Source organism: Hydrogenophaga sp. OTU3427 (assembly GCF_038440225.1).
Classification (GTDB): Bacteria; Pseudomonadota; Gammaproteobacteria; order Burkholderiales; family Burkholderiaceae_C; genus Hydrogenophaga.
The window spans coordinates 13,071-29,767 of record NZ_JASATI010000055.1 but is presented as its reverse complement, the minus strand read 5'-3'; the positions used below and the strand labels follow the sequence as shown (position 1 = coordinate 29,767).

The following is a 16,697-nucleotide window of genomic DNA, read 5'->3' as shown; positions in this document are numbered from 1 at the left end:
GATGAACCGCGAGGGCATCGCAGTGGCGCGCTGCACGGTCGAGCGGCTGATGCGTGCCATAGGCTTGCAAGGGGCACGCCGTGGCAAGACGGTGCGCACCACCACGCCGGACACATCGGCACCGTGCCCGCTGGACCACGTCAACCGACAATTCCATGCCAGCCGCCCCAACGAGCTGTGGGTGTCGGATTTCACCTATGTCAGCACCTGGCAGGGCTGGCTGTACGTGGCCTTTGTGGTGGATGTGTACGCCCGGCGCATCGTGGGCTGGCGGGTCAGCCGCAGCATGCAAACGGACTTCGTGCTGGATGCGCTGGAGCAGGCGCTGTATGACCGCCAGCCAGCAGCCCATGCCTTGACGCACCATTCCGACAGGGGCAGTCAGTACGTTTCCATACGCTACACCGAACGCCTGGACCAGGCGGGAATACAGCCCTCGGTGGGCAGTCGGGGCGACAGCTACGACAACGCGCTGGCCGAGACCATCAACGGGCTGTACAAGGCCGAGCTGATTCACCGCCGGGGACCCTGGAAGACCAGGGAATCCGTGGAGCTGGCCACCTTGCAGTGGGTGCACTGGTTCAACCACGTCCGACTGCTCACGCCGATTGGGGGCATCCCTCCGGCAGAGGGTGAGGCAAACTACTGGAGGCAACTCGCCAACAGCAACACCTCGGCAGAGGTGTCAACTTAAACCAACTGGCCTCCTTGAAAGCCGGGGCGGTTCAGCTTGGCTTTTTTTGTTAGAGCGTCCCCAGGACTCGAACCGTTTCCTCAATGAACCACTTGTGAGCAACACTGGTGTCCTGTCGGCGATGCCAGTGCACTTGCACGTGGAACTCCGGAAGCTCGACTGGTAGAGGCATTGCTTTGAGTGCCCCCTGCCCTACATAGACATTTGCGACCCGCGACGGCAGAATCACCAGCAGGTCGCTCTGTGAAAGCAATTCAGGCAAGACTGTGAAGTGCGGGACTCTGGCAACAATGTTGCGATGAATACCCAACTGTGCAAGTCGTTCTTCGACCAGCGCATGGCCAGAACGAGGGGATGAAACCATCACATGCCGTGCCGTGAGGAACTGAGACAAGGTCATCTCACCTCCAATACCTGGATGGGTTGCAGACATGAGGCCAACGTAGTGCTCTTTGAACAGCAACGAGCTGCGCGTCTGACTGCTCAACTGGGGTATGTTCCCAATCGCCACGTCCAGCCGGCCAGCGGCCAAGTCTTCGCCAGTCGTTTCAGATATCGAAATGACTTCAATTTCGATGTGCGGAGCTACCTCTTGAAAACGGCGTAGAAGCAATGGCACAAAAATCAGTACGCCGATGTCCGACATGGCCAGCCGAAATCGCCGACGGGACGTTGCCGGCGAGAAGACCGCGCGCGCCTCAAGTGTGTTGTCCACGGCAGCCAGCGCGTCGCGAAAAACTGTGTAAAGCTGCTCGGCAAGACTCGTAGGTGCAACACCAGAGCCACTTCGTAGAAACAGACGGTCCCCGTAGGACTTTCTCAGCTTGGACAACCCGTAGCTGATGGTGGGCTGGGTGACGTCCAGGCGTTCGGCCGCAGCGGTCACGCTTTGCGTTTCGTAGATGGCGACGAAAACGCGCACCAGATTCAGGTCCATGTCGTTGCTCATGAACAGATTGTCGGCGTTTCACCAACCAGTGGCTGTGCTCTACACCATCAAAAATTCTTCAAGCTTTTCTCTGGATGTGCTTTCGACTCGACTGTCGAGCATGACCTGCCCGTGGTCCATGACCAGCACGGTGTCTGCGACCGACAACAAGAACTCAAGGTTCTGCTCGACGATGACGAAAGCAGCACCTGTGGCACATTGAGAGCGTACCAAAGTGGCCATGCGGTGGATGTTCTCAGGCTGGACGCCTTCGGTCGGCTCGTCAAGAATGGTCAAGGGTGAACGCAACCCCATCGAACGCGTGAATGAAAGCAGTTTTCGCTCTCCGCCACTCAGCAACCCCGAACGCTGCGCCATGCGCTCAACCAACCGAGGAAAGCTCTTCAAACAACTTTCATAGCGGCTCTCATCTTTGTCATCGAGGTGCAACCAGAGATTCTCATGGACCGACAGGTCACCGAACACCACATTCTCTTGAGGCGCATATGCCATACCCGCATGCAGGCGGTCCTGTGGAGCCAATGCATTGACATTGCGACCATTCAGCGTCACGGTACCTCCCTGGGGTTTGATGTAGCCCGCAAGGGTCTTCATCAAGGTAGTCTTCCCCACCCCGTTTCGCCCCAGAACGCCCAGCACACTCCCCCGTTCCACGGAGCCGGAGACATCGCGGAGCACCATCGTGTCGCCGTAACCGCTGACCAGGTTGCTGAACTTGAGAAATAGCAGACTCACTTGCGGGCTCCTGCGTACACGCTCTTCACTTTGGTGTCGTTCTGAATTTCGTCCAGTGTTCCCTCAGACAGCAATGCGCCCTGGTCGAACACAAATACCTTCCCCCCGATGGCCTCGACAGCACTGATATCGTGCTCGATTACCAGTGCGCCGACACCCAGACGGTCGATGACCTGCTTAATTGCATCAATCATCTGGTGCGTTTCCTTTGGCGAGAGCCCAGCGCAGGGCTCATCAAGCAAGACGAGCTGGGGTTCCGGCAGCATCGTCATCGAGAATTCCAGCGCCTGCCGATGGCCCTGTGAGAGGCTGCCTGCCCTTTCGTAGAATTGCTGCCGCAGGACCGGGAAGAGGCTCATGAGTTCATCCAGGAGCGGGGTATGCCACGACATGGCAGCTCGCCCCAAGGCATCCCCCCCCTTGAGCCGACCCGCCCACATGGCAATGTCAAGATTCTCGGCGACCGTCAAATCGGGGAACACCGAAGGCACCTGCATCTTCCTGCCGACGCCGTTACGCGCGACCTGCCATGCCGATAAGCCCGACATATTTTTTCCGTTCAGAACAATTGTCCCGGACCGCAAAGGAAGACGCCCCGTCAGCACATTGAATGACGAAGTCTTGCCCGCTCCATTTGGGCCAATGATGCAGCGCACGCCTGGCCCTGAGAGAGAGAAAGAAAGGTCATTGAGAATGCGAACGCCACCTTGGGATGACCTGACGCCCTTGAACTCAAGCGACAAGTCCCCCCCAACTGCCGCTCGTGGCGCAAGCATCTTCCCTACAGGCTCGGCGCCCGTGTCTACATGCCATCTATTCCCGAGTACGAGCCCGTGAATCCCGTTTGGCAAGAAACGAACCACACCCAGAAAAATGATGGCGACCAGAACCTCCCAATAGGAGAACGCATCCCTGAGCTCGGATGATGCATAGCCCACCAACACTGCCCCAAGCAGAGCACCAACAGGACTTGCCTTGCCACCCACAGCGGCCCAGATAACGAATTCGGTGGCAAGTACAACGCCCATGGACAACGGTGTAACGATGCCCTGATGCATGGCAAACAAGGCCCCCGCGGTGGCTGCCAGGAAGGCGGACAGCGCGTAGGCGTTTGCCTTGATTTTGTCGGTTGCGTACCCAAACAGTTGCAACCGGTCCTCGTTCTGTGCAACGGCTGACCAAAGAGTGCCAATCGGTCGACGAATCAGGACACTCAGAAGCAAGGTTGAGCACACCGCACAGAAGGCAATCACCCAGTAGATGTGCGAATACCTATCCAGACCCAGCGGCTCCGGGATGCCGGACATACCATTAAATCCTCCGGTCACCGTACTCCACTGCTGGACCACGAGGAAGCCCAGCATCGTCATGGCGAGCGTAATGAGAGAAAAGAACGGGCCGCTTCGGGTACTTCTTGCGAAGACCAGGCGCGCTGCCAAGTACGCCAGCATCGCCGGAAAAATCAATGCCAGAGGAAGTGTCCAGTACCAAAGCGCATCAGTGGACGCAACTTTTAGGCTAGAACCTGCCAAGTAGGCACCCATACCGAAATAGAGCGCGTTGCCCAGCGGAAGAAAACCTAGGCGTCCCCAACAAAGTGCAACGCCCTGGGTCGCGATACCGTAGATGAGGAACAGCCCAATCTGGTAGCTGGTGAAGTCATCAGTCAGGAAAGGAAGAGCGCACAGCCCGATGCCAACGAGCCAAGGTCCGGAAAATAGGTTGCGGGGTGTCTTCATCTTGCTGGCGGACTGCATGGCCGTCCTGTTGAGGTCAATTGCGTCCGAAGAGTCCATTGGGCTTCAGCCAGAGAAAGAGGATGGACAATATGAGTACGACCGCATACCCACTGGTCTGGTCAATGAGTGAGCTCAGAACCGACTGTGTTCCGCCGATGATGGACACCCCCCCGCCAAAGCCGCCGAGTGTGCCGAGACCGCCAACCACTAGGACAAAAAAGGAGTCCAGCAGGTAGTCAACGCCGATGCCTGGCTCAATGCGCACGAGAGGCGCCAAGAGCACACCAGATGCTCCCGCCAACATCACGCCAACGATGAAGGTCTGGGATGCCAGTCGAGTGGTATTGATTCCCAGCGCCTGAGCCAACGTGGGGTTACCGGTCATGGCGCGAACGCGAAGACCCATGGAGCTTCGCCTGTACCAGAGTGCCAGCCCAATCATCAAGACCGCAGCCAATGCGAGCAGGAACAATCGATACACGGGATACTGAACAGTCAGAAATTCGATGGGAATCGCCAGATTGCTCTCGATATTGCGGTAGTCGCGCCCGTAGACAGCTTCCACGAGCTTCCGCAGGAGAATGGCCAACGCCCAAGTGGCCAGCAGAGTGTCAAACGGCCGTGCGTACAGCGGTCGTATAAGCCAGCGCTCCACAACCCAGCCTACGCCACCGCACACAAGCAGCGCCAAGGGCATGGCGGTTATCAACGGCCAGCCCCAGGATTGCACGGTGACCACCGCATAGGCTCCCAGCATTACGAACTCGCCATGGGCCATGTTCATGACCCCTAGCAGTCCGAACACTACCGCCAGGCCCACGGTAGTCAGGCCCAGCGTTGCCAACTCGTACAGCAGGTTAAGGATGTGAAGTGGCCAACTGGAGTCCATCGCGTCACTCACACCTTACAGGTCTGACCCGAGCTCACGCCCTGAAAGGTCTTGACGACCCGGAATCCCTTGTCGTCAACGGTGGCCACATAGATGTCCTGCTTGACGTGACGCGCACCCATGGTCACGGTACCGCGGGGGCCGTTGTAACTAGCACCAGTGCTCGCCCTATCCATCTTCTCGACATCCAGTGACTTCGCACGGTTGGCGATGGCCTCGAACATCAAAGCACCTTCGTACACAGATTGGGCCAATGTATTTAGCGCCGGCGCCTGCGGACCAAACCGCTTGAAGTACGCATCGGAAAATGCCTTGGCCGCAGGCGTCTGGATGTTCGCGAAGTAACCTGCGCTGGAGTACAGGTTCTTGGCATTGGCGATACCTATACCTGCCAGCGTGTTTTCCTCAAGTAGCGTGCCGAGTCGAATCACTTTGTCCGAGAGACCCATGCTTGCAAAAGCCTTGTTGAAGGAGACCGAAGCTCCACCAACCAGCGAAACCAGCACAGCATCCGCACCACTGTCGCGGATGCGGGTCAAGCTGGCATCGAAGTTATCGACGGTGAAGGGCAAATACTCATCACCAACGACCTTCGCACCGGTCTTGGTGATGTACTCGCGTGCAGCTGCGTTGGTATTGCGACCCCAGATGTAGTCGTTGCCAATCATGTACCACTTGGTTGGCTTGCGCTCGGAGGCAATCCAAGGAATGACAGGTTCGAGCTGTTGCTGCGGAGTTTCGCCGTTGACAAAAGTGCCACGTGCGCACTCCCCACCTTCGTACACTGGTGTGTAGAAGTACGGCACTTGCCCTTTGAAGAGACCGACCAGTGCACCCCGCACTGCACTGTCGTGCATCCCGATGACCGCCTGGGCTTTCTGGCCTTTCCACAGCTTCAAAGCGCCCTGTGTGACCTCAGCAGGCGGAAGCCCTGCATCACCAAACAAGGGAACTATTTTCTGACCTAAGATGCCACCGCGCGAATTGATGGTCTCAAATGCGAGTTCGGCGCAGGCTTTCGCTGAAGGACCAAACAGCCCGGCTGGACCGCTCATCGGAAGCATGACCGCCACATTCAAGGTGGACTGTGCTCGAACGAGGCTGGGACCAGCCAGGGATGCAATGGCTGCACTGGTGATAAACGTACGTCGCTGCATGAAAAAGCTCCTGCTGAAGGTGGGGTTGAAGGGGCGAGGGACGCTCAGCGCATCCAGGGTGCGGAAACGGCGGGAAACAGCTTCTCAATTTCCAGTCCCAGCGCGAGCAACATTCGGTCGCTGCCTGGCAATCCATCCAGACTCAACCCAACGGGCATACCTTCGCTCAGGCCCACGGGCAACGTGAGACCAGGCAAGCCTGCGTTGCTGCCGGGGTCGGTGTTGCGGATGAAGGTTGGAAACAGCGGCTGCGCCTTGCCGTTCAGGACCACCTCGGTCTTTTCGCTGGTCTTAGCCGCAACCACCGGGGTCGTCGGGAAGACCAGAGCCTGAATACCGTAGGTCATGAAGGCCTGTGCGTACATCTCCTGTAGACGCGTCCTTGTCAACAGTGCCTGTCGATAGCCTGACTCAGAGATGGCGCCGTCCTGCAGGAGGGGTGTCACGATGGCCTTTACATCAGGGCTCTTGACTCCAGCAACCAGCTCTTCAATAGTGACACCGCGCTTCGCGTAGTAGAGGTAGTCCTTCATGTCACGAACGAACTCGTAGAGCGCAATCGGAAATCCAGCCCCAGCGTTCAGCTCACTGACAGAGGGCAATGCCACCGAAACCAAGTGCGCGCCTGCTACGCAGAGTCTCTCTACAGCGCTTTCAGCCACCGAACGGACGCCCTGGTCGAGGTCCTCCCAGAAGAGGTTCTCGGGGATACCCAGGCGGAGCCCAGCCAAAGACACATTTGGAAGCGCAGCCGAAGTGCCGGTCATGACGGAATCCAACAATGCGCAGTCAGCAACGCTGCGAGCCATTGGACCTGCTGTATCTCTCGTGGTGGAGATTGGCGCGATACCTTTTCCGGAGACCCGGCCCACTGTAGGCCGAAGGCCTACGAGGCCACACAGCGCAGCTGGCACACGAACCGACCCGCCGGTATCTGTCCCAACTGATGCCGGCACCATACCTGCGGCAACAACCACACCACTGCCGCCGCTGCTCCCCCCTGGAATACGTTCGGCATTCCAAGGGTTACAAGCCTGCCCGGTAACGTGGTTGTCCGTTGTGATGCCAAACGCCAATTCATGCATGTTGGCCTTGCCGGCAATCAATGCACCGGCAGCTCTAAGACGCAACGTCACGTCGGCATCTGCGACCGGAACGGCCCCCATCAGCCTTTCGGCGCCTGCAGAACTAGGAAAGTCGACCGAATCGATGTTGTCTTTCAGAGCAACAGGAACACCTAGAAGCGGCAGGTCCACTCCAGCTGCAAGCCGTGCATCTGCATCGGCCGCCTGTTTAAGCAGTTTTTCCTCGTCAAAGACGACATACCCATGAAGGTGGTGCTGTGCGTTCGTGCGCTCTATCAATTCATGCGCAAGAGCAACACTCGTCAATGCACCGGTACGAAGCTGCGCTCGAAGGTCGTGAACGCCAAGATGGGCGGAACTCATGTGCTCTCCAGTTTCGATGTCTGGAAATCGTAGGCACCTGGCACCGTGGGTGCACCCAACAAGATTGATAGGGTTCTCTGTTGTTTGGCTAGGGAAGACACCGATGCAGAGATTGGTAGCGAGCCATAACATGCACAACCCCTTCCAAGCATGGTTTTTGCTAGCTCTAGGTCATGTATCTTTCAACATCCCAGACCCGTGCACTCAGCGAGGTGATTCGCCTGCTCGCCCAAGCTGACGACTCTGACACTCTTCGAGCTGAACTGGCGCTGCCCATGCTCGACCTGCTCAACGCTGATACCTATGTGTCGTTCACATGGAACAATGAGCAGCAGAGGTTCGACCGCGTGAAGGCATTGAACATGTCCCTGGACAACCTGCGTGCTTGGGACGACTACTACCGATTCATCGACCCACTGACCATCCCCATGATGGAGCGGCGCCATCCCACCATCGCTACTCAGATTCTTTGTCAGTCAGACTTGGCACGGACTGAGTTCTTCAACGATTTCCTTGCCAAAGACCGTATGCACTGGGGCGTCAACGTCTACGTGTTTTTTGAGGGCATCTGTACTGGGGACATGCGCATCTGGCGTCAGCGAAACAGAGGCAACTTCGACGCGAGCGAATTGGAAGCTTTGCGCCTTGTTGAACCAGCTTTCGCGTCTGCAATGGCCAGACTGAAATGGAACCAAAAGTCTGTTGCTCAGTCTGCGAAACAGGAGCCCATCATCGAACTTCTGCGTCGGCGTACTACATTAAGCCCTAGAGAAGCACAAGTTGCCTCTTTGGTCTTGTCTGGTTGCCCAGACAAGCAAATTGCCAAGGAAATGAACGTCGAGTTCCCAACAGTCCGCTTCCACATGTCCAACGTTTTCAAGAAGCTGCATGTTGAGAATCGAACTCAGCTAGCTGCAAGGGTCCAAGGTCTCTACGCTGAAACATCTCAGGTGCACTGACTTGGTGCTATTCAGCTCGATAGCATCCGAACTGTGCCTCTGATGAGTCCATGTCCACCCCGGGGTTCGGCTAGTGGCTGAATTTTGAGCACGTCGGGAAAGTTGGCGTCACCTCGTGACAGTGGCGTTTGCTATCGCTCCCATCGACACACTTGTTGCTTATTTCCTTCTTTTAGTCTGGCAAGCGCAACCTGCGCCCACTGAGCGAACACTTCTCTCAGTGCGAATGCACCACCATTTTCGCCAACTCACTCCCCTGAAAAGGCATGTTGCTCTCTTCAGGTGCGTTGACTTGCGCTGCTGCTCACCCGATGGAACGGCGCCACCACGGTGCTCCAGTACGTGCGCAATTGAACTCAAGAGAAGACCCGGCTACCTCGGCCGGCTCCATCGATGAAGCCTATGTTGCACATCGATAGCCCTATTGCTTGGCTGTCTTGTGCGTGGCTGCCTGTTCTCTTCCGCGTGTTTTTGAAACGAAGAAATCGTTTACCCAGCTCCCAGCATCTCTTCTTTTTCTTAGCTATGTCATTGATTTCAAATGATATTTGAAGAAAAACAACTCACCACCTAGTTAACTAACTGTGGGCATTGGTTGCAAGACGCGCTCCTCGAGTGCACACCTCACCTATCGTATATATGCACTATATTGCTCTTTTTGGACTGGACGAGTAGGTCTTTTGCCTGGAAAATATGCACTATGATTCATCAAACCGGAGACAAGGCATGACCAAGACCACAAGCGTTGATTACCAAACAGACCCTTCCCGCTACGAGCACATCAAACTGTCATTCGACGGTGCCATCGCCACGCTTTCGTTGGCCATCAACGAAGATGCAGGACTGCGCCCCGGCTACAAGCTCAAGCTCAACAGCTACGACTTGGGTGTGGACATCGAACTGCACGACGCGCTTCAGCGCGTCCGGTTTGAGCATCCTGAAGTACGAACCGTAGTGGTCACCAGCCTGAAAGACCGCGTGTTCTGCTCAGGCGCAAACATTTTCATGCTGGGCCTTTCCAGTCACGGGTGGAAGGTCAACTTCTGCAAATTCACCAACGAGACACGCAACGGAATCGAAGACAGCAGCAAGTACAGCGGGTTGAAGTTTGTCGCTGCGCTCAACGGTGCCTGCGCTGGCGGCGGATATGAGTTGGCACTGGCTTGTGACGAAATTGTGCTGGTAGATGACCGCAGCAGTGCTGTGAGCCTACCGGAAGTGCCCTTGCTGGGAGTGCTGCCCGGCACAGGAGGGCTGACGCGTGTAACGGACAAGCGACACGTGCGTCACGACTTGGCCGATATCTTCTGCACCAGTGTCGAAGGTGTGCGTGGTCAAAAAGCGGTGGAATGGCGGCTTGTTGACGCTGTTGCGAAACCTGCGGTATTTGAACAAGAAGTTCGAGCCCGCGCAGAAAAGCTGGCGGCAGGAAGTCACCGCGGAGCTGCAGGCGTCAAAGGCGTTGAATTGACGCCCTTGACCCGGAGCATCCAGCCTGACCGCCTCGAATACAGCCACGTAATTGTTGAGGTGGACCGCGCGAAACGCACTGCCACCTTCACAGTCAAGGCTCCACAGGGCCCTCAACCTGTTGACATCGCAGGTATCGAAGCCGCAGGAGCTAGCTGGTACGCCTTGCAAATGGTCCGCGAGCTTGATGATGCAATCTTGCACATGCGCACCAATGAGTTGGAGATTGGTACCTGGCTGCTCAAAACTGAAGGTGACAGTACAGCGGTTCTGGCTAACGACGCGCTCTTGCTGACCCACAAAGACCACTGGTTCGTCAACGAGACCATCGGCCACCTGCGGCGAACTTTCGCACGGTTCGACGTCTCATCGCGAAGCCTTTTCGCATTGCTCGAACCCGGGTCCTGTTTCGCAGGCACTCTGGCAGAGTTGGCCCTCTGCGCGGACCGCGCCTACATGCTGGTGCTGCCTGACGAACCCGAAAAGCAGCCCACCCTGACATTGGGGGAGATGAATTTCGGGTATCTGCCCATGGTTACGGGCCAAAGCCGCTTGCAGCGCCGCTTCTACGAAGAGGTCGACCCGATGGAGGCTGCCCGAGGCGCCATTGGACAGCCGCTCGACGGGGATGCCGCCCTAAAGCTGGGACTGGTCACAGCCGCGCCCGACGATATCGACTGGATAGACGAGATTCGCTTGGCGTTGGAAGAGCGCGCGGCCATGTCCCCCGACGCGTTGACAGGCCTCGAAGCCAACCTGCGTTTTGCACAGCAGGAAAACATGTTCACCCGAATCTTTGGCCGCCTCACCGCCTGGCAGAACTGGATTTTCCAGCGCCCCAACGCGGTGGGTGAAAAGGGCGCGCTCAAGGTGTACGGCAAAGGCGACAAAGCCACCTTTGACTGGAACCGCGTCTAAGCCCTTGTATTCGTTGTGCGGCGCGGGTCCGGGTGGCGCGCCGCAACCGAACCCATTCCACCGTTGAAATCCCAGGAGACCTCCATGTCCAGCATCGACTACAGCGAGAAGATTCCCAACAACGTGAACCTGGCCGAAGACCGCACGCTCAAGCGCGCGCTCGAACAGTGGCAGCCCAACTACCTGAACTGGTGGAACGACATGGGCCCGGACGGCTCGCAGAACTTCGACGTCTACCTGCGCACCGCGGTCAGCGTCGATCCCCAAGGCTGGGCCCAGTTCGGCCACGTCAAGATGCCCGATTACCGCTGGGGCATCTTCCTCAACCCCGCCGAGCAAGACCGCAAGATCCACTTCGGTGACCACAAGGGCGAAGCCGCCTGGCAGGACGTGCCTGGCGAATACCGCGCCAACCTGCGCCGCATCATCGTCACGCAGGGCGACACCGAGCCCGCATCGGTGGAGCAGCAGCGCCACCTGGGCCTGACCTGCCCCAGCCAGTACGACCTGCGCAATCTCTTTCAGGTGAACGTGGAAGAAGGCCGCCACCTGTGGGCCATGGTCTACCTGCTGCACAAATACTTTGGCAAGGACGGCCGCGAAGAAGGCGAGGCCCTGCTGGAGCGCAACAGCGGCAACAAGGACAACCCGCGCATCCTCGAAGCCTTCAACGAAGAGACGCCCGACTGGCTGTCCTTCTTCATGTTCACCTACTTCACCGACCGCGACGGCAAGTTCCAGCTCTGCGCCCTGGCCGAATCCAGCTTCGACCCGCTGGCCCGCACCACCAAGTTCATGCTGACCGAAGAAGCCCACCACATGTTTGTGGGTGAGTCGGGCGTGAGCCGCGTGATCAACCGCACCTGCCAGGTGATGAACGAGCTCAAGACCGACGACCCGGCCAAGCTACGCGCCGCCGGCGTGATCGACCTGCCCACCATCCAGCGTTACCTGAACTTCCACTTCTCGGTGACCATCGACCTCTTCGGCGCCGACGAGTCCAGCAACGCCGCCACCTTCTACAGCACCGGCTTGAAAGGCCGCTACGAAGAAGGCAAGCGCACCGACGACCACCAGCTGCGTGGCCAGTTCTACAAGGTGCTGAACGTGCAGAACGGCCAGTTGGTGGAAAAAGAAGTGCCCATGCTCAACGCGCTGAACGAAGTGCTGCGCGATGACTACATCAAGGACAGCGTGGGTGGCGTGGAGCGCTGGAACAAGGTCATCGAGAAGGCCGGTATCCCCGTGCGCCTGTCGGTGCCGCACAAGGCCTTCCACCGCAACATCGGCCTGCTCAAGGGCGTGAAGGTGGCCCCGGATGGCCGCGTGATTTCCGAATCCGAATGGGACGCCAACCGCGACAACTGGCTGCCCAGCGAAGGCGACCGCGCTTTTGTGGCCAGCCTGATGGGCCGTGTGGTCGAGCCTGGCAAGTTCGCCAACTGGATTGCGCCTCCGGTCATGGGCATCAACCGCCAGCCAGTTGACTTCGAGTACGTGCGGTTCAACTGAATCGAGCACAACCCAGGTGACGCAAAGGGGCCTGGTCGGCGACGGCCAGCCCCTTTTTCAGATCCACATTCCACCCCGTTCAGAACAGTAGGCTCGAATGGACGCGACCGTGACCAATCTCCTCAAGCAACATCTCATCGACCCTGAGATTTGCATCCGTTGCAACACATGTGAAGCCATTTGCCCAGTGCAGGCTATAACACACGACTCACGAAACTATGTGGTTGATATCGACAAGTGCAACTGGTGCAATGACTGTATATCGCCCTGCCCCACCGGAGCTATCGACAACGCACGTCTAGTAAAACGAGAGGCAGCGTACACGCTCGAGGAACAGTGCTCATGGGACACGCTACCTGGAGAATCCGACTTATCCGAGAGACTCAGCCAGTATGAGCTCGAGGTACCCCAGGCGTCGTCAGTCACCGCTTCCTCCCTGCCCATACAGAATCCGAGTTCCCAGGTTCCACCATGGAGTGCTGCCACCCCATACACCAACCTGTATGGCCCCAAAGCGCCAAACAAATCAATCACTGCGACAGTGGTGGGTAACGTTCGAGTGACAGAGGTCACCAAGGGGGATGGTCAAGACTACGACACGCACCACCTTGTTCTAGATTTCGGGGCAGCTCCTTTTCCTGTTCTGGAAGGGCAATCGATAGGTGTCATTCCTCCCGGGCTCAACGATATCGGGCGACCGCACCACCCCCGTCAGTACAGTGTGGCCAGCCCTCGAAACGGAGAGCGCCCTGGATACAACAACCTGTCGCTCACTATCAAGCGCGTACTCGAAGACCACACAGGCCAACGCGTTCGTGGCATCGCGAGCAACTTCATGTGCGACCTGAAGGTGGGGGACAAAGTTGAAGTGATTGGTCCATTTGGCTCGACCTTCCTGATGCCCAATCACCCTTCGTCGAGCATCGTCATGATTTGCACGGGTACCGGAAGCGCCCCCATGCGGGCAATGACCGAATGGCGCCGTCGTTTGACGAAATCAGGCGAGCAGAAACATAGCGGGCGACTCATGCTGTTCTTTGGAGCACGGACACAGGAGGAGCTGCCCTACTTCGGGCCACTCACGAACCTTCCGAAAGACTTTATCGACATTAACTTGGCTTTCAGCCGCGTGCCAGGGGAGCCAAAAACCTATGTTCAAGACCTAATGCGCCAACGTGCTGCGGATTTGCTTGGGTGTCTGCTTGACCCGAACTGCTACTTCTTCGTCTGCGGTCTCAAGTCCATGGAGGAAGGCGTTCTTCAGGCACTTCAAGACATCGCTCAAACGGCCGGATTGGAGTGGACAGCTATTGCCTCAAAGCTCAAGCAACTCGGAAGACTGCACTTGGAGACCTACTGATGACAACCGCAACTTCGTGGCCAAATTTTGAAACGATTGCTCTCGAATGGCGAGCCGGAAAAAGTGGCGTCGCGCAAGTGAGCATGAACCGTCCGAGCGTTTTCAACGCCTTCGATGAACAAATGATTCAGGAGCTCCAGCAGGCCTTTATTCTCTTAGGCCAAGACCCGAAAGTGAGGGTCATTGTTCTCAAAGGAGAGGGCAAACACTTCAGCGCAGGGGCTGACCTGAAATGGATGCAACGAGCATCCTCAGCCAGCCCTGAGTGGAACCTTCAGGATGCTCGGCGCTTCGCAGCCATGCTCTACGTTTTGCAGAGCTGCCCGAAACCCACCGTTGCACGCATACAAGGCGCTGCCCTGGGTGGTGGCGTCGGCTTGGCTTGTGCTTGCGACTTTGCCTATGCCGCCGTCGATGCGACCTTCTCGGTCAGTGAAGCCAAATTCGGAATACTGCCTGCCGTCATCGGCCCATATGTAACCAACGCTGTTGGTAAGAGACAAGCAAAGCGATTGGCGCTAACGGCAACGCGGGTGGGGGCAACAGAAGCGCTGTCGATAGGTTTGATTCACGGGATAAGCGAACTGGCCGAACTCGACACCGCCATTGACCAGACCGTCGCAGAACTTCTGCATTGCGGCCCACAGGCACAGACAGAAATCAAACGGCTTTTCTCGAAACTGTCAGTTGCAGAAGTCACACCGGAAGTTCTTGAACTGACGGCTCAGACCATCAGTCGCGTCAGGGGAACAGATGAGGCCAAAGCTGGATTCGAGGCCTTCCTGAACAAGCAACCTGCCCCCTGGATTGAATCATGACCCTTAGCGAAAAATCTTCACAGGGCGACGATGAAGCCTCTGCGGTTCGTGCAGGCTACGACCTGAGCAGTGCAAAGGTTCTGGTGGTGGGTGCCGGCATCATGGGCGCCGGAATCGCTCAAGTTGCCGCCCAGGCTGGTCATTTCGTATATCTCTATGACACGAAAGCTGGCGCCGCAGAAGCAGCTCATTCCAACTTGAAAGACACACTGGCCATCCTAGAGAAAAGGGGCAAGCTAGGCAACACACCTGCACACGACATTGCATCCAAGATTCGACCGATTGATGCCCTCGCTGTCGCCGGTGACGCAGGACTCGCCGTTGAAGCCGTTGTCGAAAAGCTCGAGGTGAAGCGTTCACTTTTTCAGAACCTAGAAAACATCGTCAGCGAAGACTGCATCCTGGCGACCAACACATCTTCAATTTCGGTCACCGCTATCGGCAACGGGATGAAAAAGCCGGACCGGTTGGTCGGCATGCACTTCTTCAACCCGGTCCCAGTCATGAAACTGGTCGAAGTTGTCTCAGGACTGCAGACGAATCCGGCTGTTGCTTCCGCCATTTACAAACTGAGCCACTCATGGGGGAAGACACCTGTCTTCGCAAAGTCAACGCCGGGCTTTATCGTCAATCGCATCGCCCGCCCCTTTTACGCCGAGGCGCTTGCACTATTGCAGGAACAGTTCAGCGAACCAGCGGTCGTTGATGCCTGTATGCGTGCTGCAGGCTTTCGGATGGGGCCGTGTGAACTTATGGACTTGATTGGCCATGACACCAACTTCGCTGTCACGCAGTCAGTCTTTGAAGCGAACTTCTTTGACAAAAGATACACACCCTCTGTCGTGCAGCGTGAACTTGTGGACGGAGGGCTGCTTGGCAAAAAGAGCGGCCAGGGTTTCTTCGACTACAAGAGCAGCGCTTCAACGAAAACACATCCAAGTGTTTCTGTAGCGTCGGAGTCCTCCCCCCCGCCAACGCTCAAACGGATAGTGGTCAATGGCACAGGGAAAATCACGACCTCATGGATACAGCGCCTCAAAGACAAGGGCGTCCCCTGCTCCGAGAACCCTCAAGCAGACTGGACGGGCTTGCAAATTGACGAACTGCAAATTCGGGTCACAGACGGGCGCACAGCGACCGAGATGGGCAGCAAGAGCCAATCAGTGATTGTGGTTGACCTGCCGCTGTTTACGAAACCGGGCCAAGCACTTGCATTTGCGGCAGCAACGACCTCAAAACCAGCCGCGATTGTCACTGCCAAGGCATGGCTGTCTGTTCTGGACTACCAGCCCGTTGAGGTCAAAGACACTCCGGGTCTGTTGGTTGCACGAACCATCGCCATGCTCATCAACGAGGCCGCTGATGCAGTCAATCAAGGTGTGTGCTCCATCAACGATGCCGACGCAGCCATGAAGTTGGGTGTGAACTATCCCGCAGGGCCATTCGAATGGCTTCGCGAATATGGGGTTTCGTCGGTTGTCGATGTCCTCGAAAACCTCGACAGAATTTACCGCGGGGACCGGTACCGCATAAGTCCCTGGCTGCGCCTTTCCCTGACCAACACGACCGTGTGGAGCAAAGGACCACCACCATGAAATTTGCCGATTTCTTCCCTGGTCAGGTGATAGATGCCGGGCCATATTTGTTGACACAGGAGGAACTGGTCGCCTTCGCCAGAGCATGGGACCCTCAGTGGTTTCACACCGACGCAGCGGCTGCGGACAACGGCCACCACCAGGGGTTGATTTCAAGTGGATGGCAGACCTGTTGCATCGCCATGCGACTGGTGGCGCTGGCCGCCTTGGAGGGTTCCGAGTCCTTTGCTTCTCCTGGGTTGAACTATGTCAAGTGGAGACACCCTGTGAGACCCGACGATAGCCTGCACCTGCGCGCCACAGTATTGGAGGTCCGACGCTCCTCAACCAAGCCAGACCTCGGCATCATCACCTGGCGCTGGCAACTCTTCAAACAGGCCAATGTTGAGGTCCTCGACCTAGAGGCAACCAGCCTCTTTAAGCTTTCGAACACTTGAAGCGTTTCCTGGAACAC

At 57.2% G+C, this 16,697-nt stretch carries 14 protein-coding genes; 8 read left to right on the top strand and 6 right to left on the bottom strand.

What is annotated here, in order from left to right:
- On the top strand, nt 1-694 hold a 694-nt coding region (locus AAHB17_RS21715; protein ID WP_342133049.1), incomplete at its 5' end, for an IS3 family transposase.
- Nucleotides 695-743: 49 nt separating this feature from the next.
- Here AAHB17_RS21715 and AAHB17_RS21710 read toward each other — a convergent pair.
- The 6 genes from AAHB17_RS21710 to iaaH are packed head-to-tail and all read right to left on the bottom strand — an operon-like array spanning nt 744 to nt 7,611.
- Nucleotides 744-1,643 (bottom strand): LysR family transcriptional regulator, encoded by a 900-nt coding sequence (locus AAHB17_RS21710; RefSeq protein ID WP_342133048.1) that lies wholly within the window; start codon nt 1,641-1,643, stop codon nt 744-746.
- Between the two features lie 39 nt (nt 1,644-1,682).
- Entirely contained in the window at nt 1,683-2,378 is a 696-nt protein-coding gene (locus tag AAHB17_RS21705; protein WP_342133047.1) for an ATP-binding cassette domain-containing protein, read from the bottom strand.
- Nucleotides 2,375-4,135, bottom strand: coding sequence for a branched-chain amino acid ABC transporter ATP-binding protein/permease (locus AAHB17_RS21700; RefSeq protein WP_342133046.1), 1,761 nt, complete (start codon nt 4,133-4,135; stop codon nt 2,375-2,377). Before AAHB17_RS21700 ends, AAHB17_RS21705 begins: the two co-directional genes overlap by 4 nt.
- 16 nt (nt 4,136-4,151) lie before the next feature.
- Nucleotides 4,152-5,006, bottom strand: coding sequence for a branched-chain amino acid ABC transporter permease (locus AAHB17_RS21695; RefSeq protein ID WP_342133044.1), 855 nt, complete (start codon nt 5,004-5,006; stop codon nt 4,152-4,154).
- Between the two features lie 8 nt (nt 5,007-5,014).
- Nucleotides 5,015-6,163, bottom strand: a complete 1,149-nt coding sequence (locus tag AAHB17_RS21690) for a substrate-binding domain-containing protein (protein ID WP_342133042.1) — start codon at nt 6,161-6,163, stop codon at nt 5,015-5,017.
- A 44-nt stretch (nt 6,164-6,207) separates the two neighbouring features.
- Nucleotides 6,208-7,611, bottom strand: a complete 1,404-nt coding sequence (gene iaaH / locus AAHB17_RS21685) for an indoleacetamide hydrolase (protein WP_342133041.1) — start codon at nt 7,609-7,611, stop codon at nt 6,208-6,210.
- Nucleotides 7,612-7,886: 275 nt separating this feature from the next.
- Here iaaH and AAHB17_RS21680 point away from each other — a divergent pair, with 275 nt between their 5' ends.
- The 7 genes from AAHB17_RS21680 (at nt 7,887) to AAHB17_RS21650 (ending at nt 16,680) form a co-directional block, all read left to right on the top strand.
- Nucleotides 7,887-8,570 carry a helix-turn-helix transcriptional regulator gene (locus tag AAHB17_RS21680; RefSeq protein WP_342133040.1) on the top strand — a complete coding sequence of 228 codons (684 nt, stop codon included), beginning with the start codon at nt 7,887-7,889 and terminating at the stop codon, nt 8,568-8,570.
- A 726-nt stretch (nt 8,571-9,296) separates the two neighbouring features.
- Nucleotides 9,297-10,958 (top strand): 2,3-epoxybenzoyl-CoA dihydrolase, encoded by a 1,662-nt coding sequence (gene boxC / locus AAHB17_RS21675; RefSeq protein ID WP_342133039.1) that lies wholly within the window; start codon nt 9,297-9,299, stop codon nt 10,956-10,958.
- Between the two features lie 84 nt (nt 10,959-11,042).
- Nucleotides 11,043-12,470, top strand: coding sequence for a benzoyl-CoA 2,3-epoxidase subunit BoxB (gene boxB / locus AAHB17_RS21670; protein ID WP_342133038.1), 1,428 nt, complete (start codon nt 11,043-11,045; stop codon nt 12,468-12,470).
- 97 nt (nt 12,471-12,567) lie between these two features.
- The gene (boxA, locus tag AAHB17_RS21665) at nt 12,568-13,830 is read left to right on the top strand and encodes a benzoyl-CoA 2,3-epoxidase subunit BoxA (RefSeq protein ID WP_342133037.1); all 1,263 of its coding nucleotides are present in this window, start codon (nt 12,568-12,570) and stop codon (nt 13,828-13,830) included.
- Nucleotides 13,830-14,648, top strand: coding sequence for an enoyl-CoA hydratase-related protein (locus AAHB17_RS21660; RefSeq protein WP_342133036.1), 819 nt, complete (start codon nt 13,830-13,832; stop codon nt 14,646-14,648). Before boxA ends, AAHB17_RS21660 begins: the two co-directional genes overlap by 1 nt.
- Complete coding sequence (locus AAHB17_RS21655; protein WP_342133035.1) at nt 14,645-16,243, top strand: 3-hydroxyacyl-CoA dehydrogenase; 1,599 nt, start codon at nt 14,645-14,647, stop codon at nt 16,241-16,243. Before AAHB17_RS21660 ends, AAHB17_RS21655 begins: the two co-directional genes overlap by 4 nt.
- Entirely contained in the window at nt 16,240-16,680 is a 441-nt protein-coding gene (locus tag AAHB17_RS21650; protein ID WP_342133034.1) for a MaoC family dehydratase, read from the top strand. The genes AAHB17_RS21655 and AAHB17_RS21650 overlap by 4 nt, the downstream gene beginning before the upstream one ends.
- Nucleotides 16,681-16,697: the final 17 nt, after the last annotated feature.

Bases quoted from the DNA above. Each gene is read 5' to 3' on its own strand.
- AAHB17_RS21710 (WP_342133048.1), bottom strand. From the start codon at position 1,643: ATGAGCAACGACATGGACCTGAATCTGGTGCGCGTTTTCGTCGCCATC.
- AAHB17_RS21700 (WP_342133046.1), bottom strand. From the start codon at position 4,135: ATGCAGTCCGCCAGCAAGATGAAGACACCCCGCAACCTATTTTCCGGA.
- AAHB17_RS21695 (WP_342133044.1), bottom strand. From the start codon at position 5,006: ATGGACTCCAGTTGGCCACTTCACATCCTTAACCTGCTGTACGAGTTG.
- AAHB17_RS21690 (WP_342133042.1), bottom strand. From the start codon at position 6,163: ATGCAGCGACGTACGTTTATCACCAGTGCAGCCATTGCATCCCTGGCT.
- iaaH (WP_342133041.1), bottom strand. From the start codon at position 7,611: ATGAGTTCCGCCCATCTTGGCGTTCACGACCTTCGAGCGCAGCTTCGT.
- AAHB17_RS21680 (WP_342133040.1), top strand. From the start codon at position 7,887: ATGCTCGACCTGCTCAACGCTGATACCTATGTGTCGTTCACATGGAAC.
- boxC (WP_342133039.1), top strand. From the start codon at position 9,297: ATGACCAAGACCACAAGCGTTGATTACCAAACAGACCCTTCCCGCTAC.
- boxB (WP_342133038.1), top strand. From the start codon at position 11,043: ATGTCCAGCATCGACTACAGCGAGAAGATTCCCAACAACGTGAACCTG.
- boxA (WP_342133037.1), top strand. From the start codon at position 12,568: ATGGACGCGACCGTGACCAATCTCCTCAAGCAACATCTCATCGACCCT.
- AAHB17_RS21660 (WP_342133036.1), top strand. From the start codon at position 13,830: ATGACAACCGCAACTTCGTGGCCAAATTTTGAAACGATTGCTCTCGAA.
- AAHB17_RS21655 (WP_342133035.1), top strand. From the start codon at position 14,645: ATGACCCTTAGCGAAAAATCTTCACAGGGCGACGATGAAGCCTCTGCG.
- AAHB17_RS21650 (WP_342133034.1), top strand. From the start codon at position 16,240: ATGAAATTTGCCGATTTCTTCCCTGGTCAGGTGATAGATGCCGGGCCA.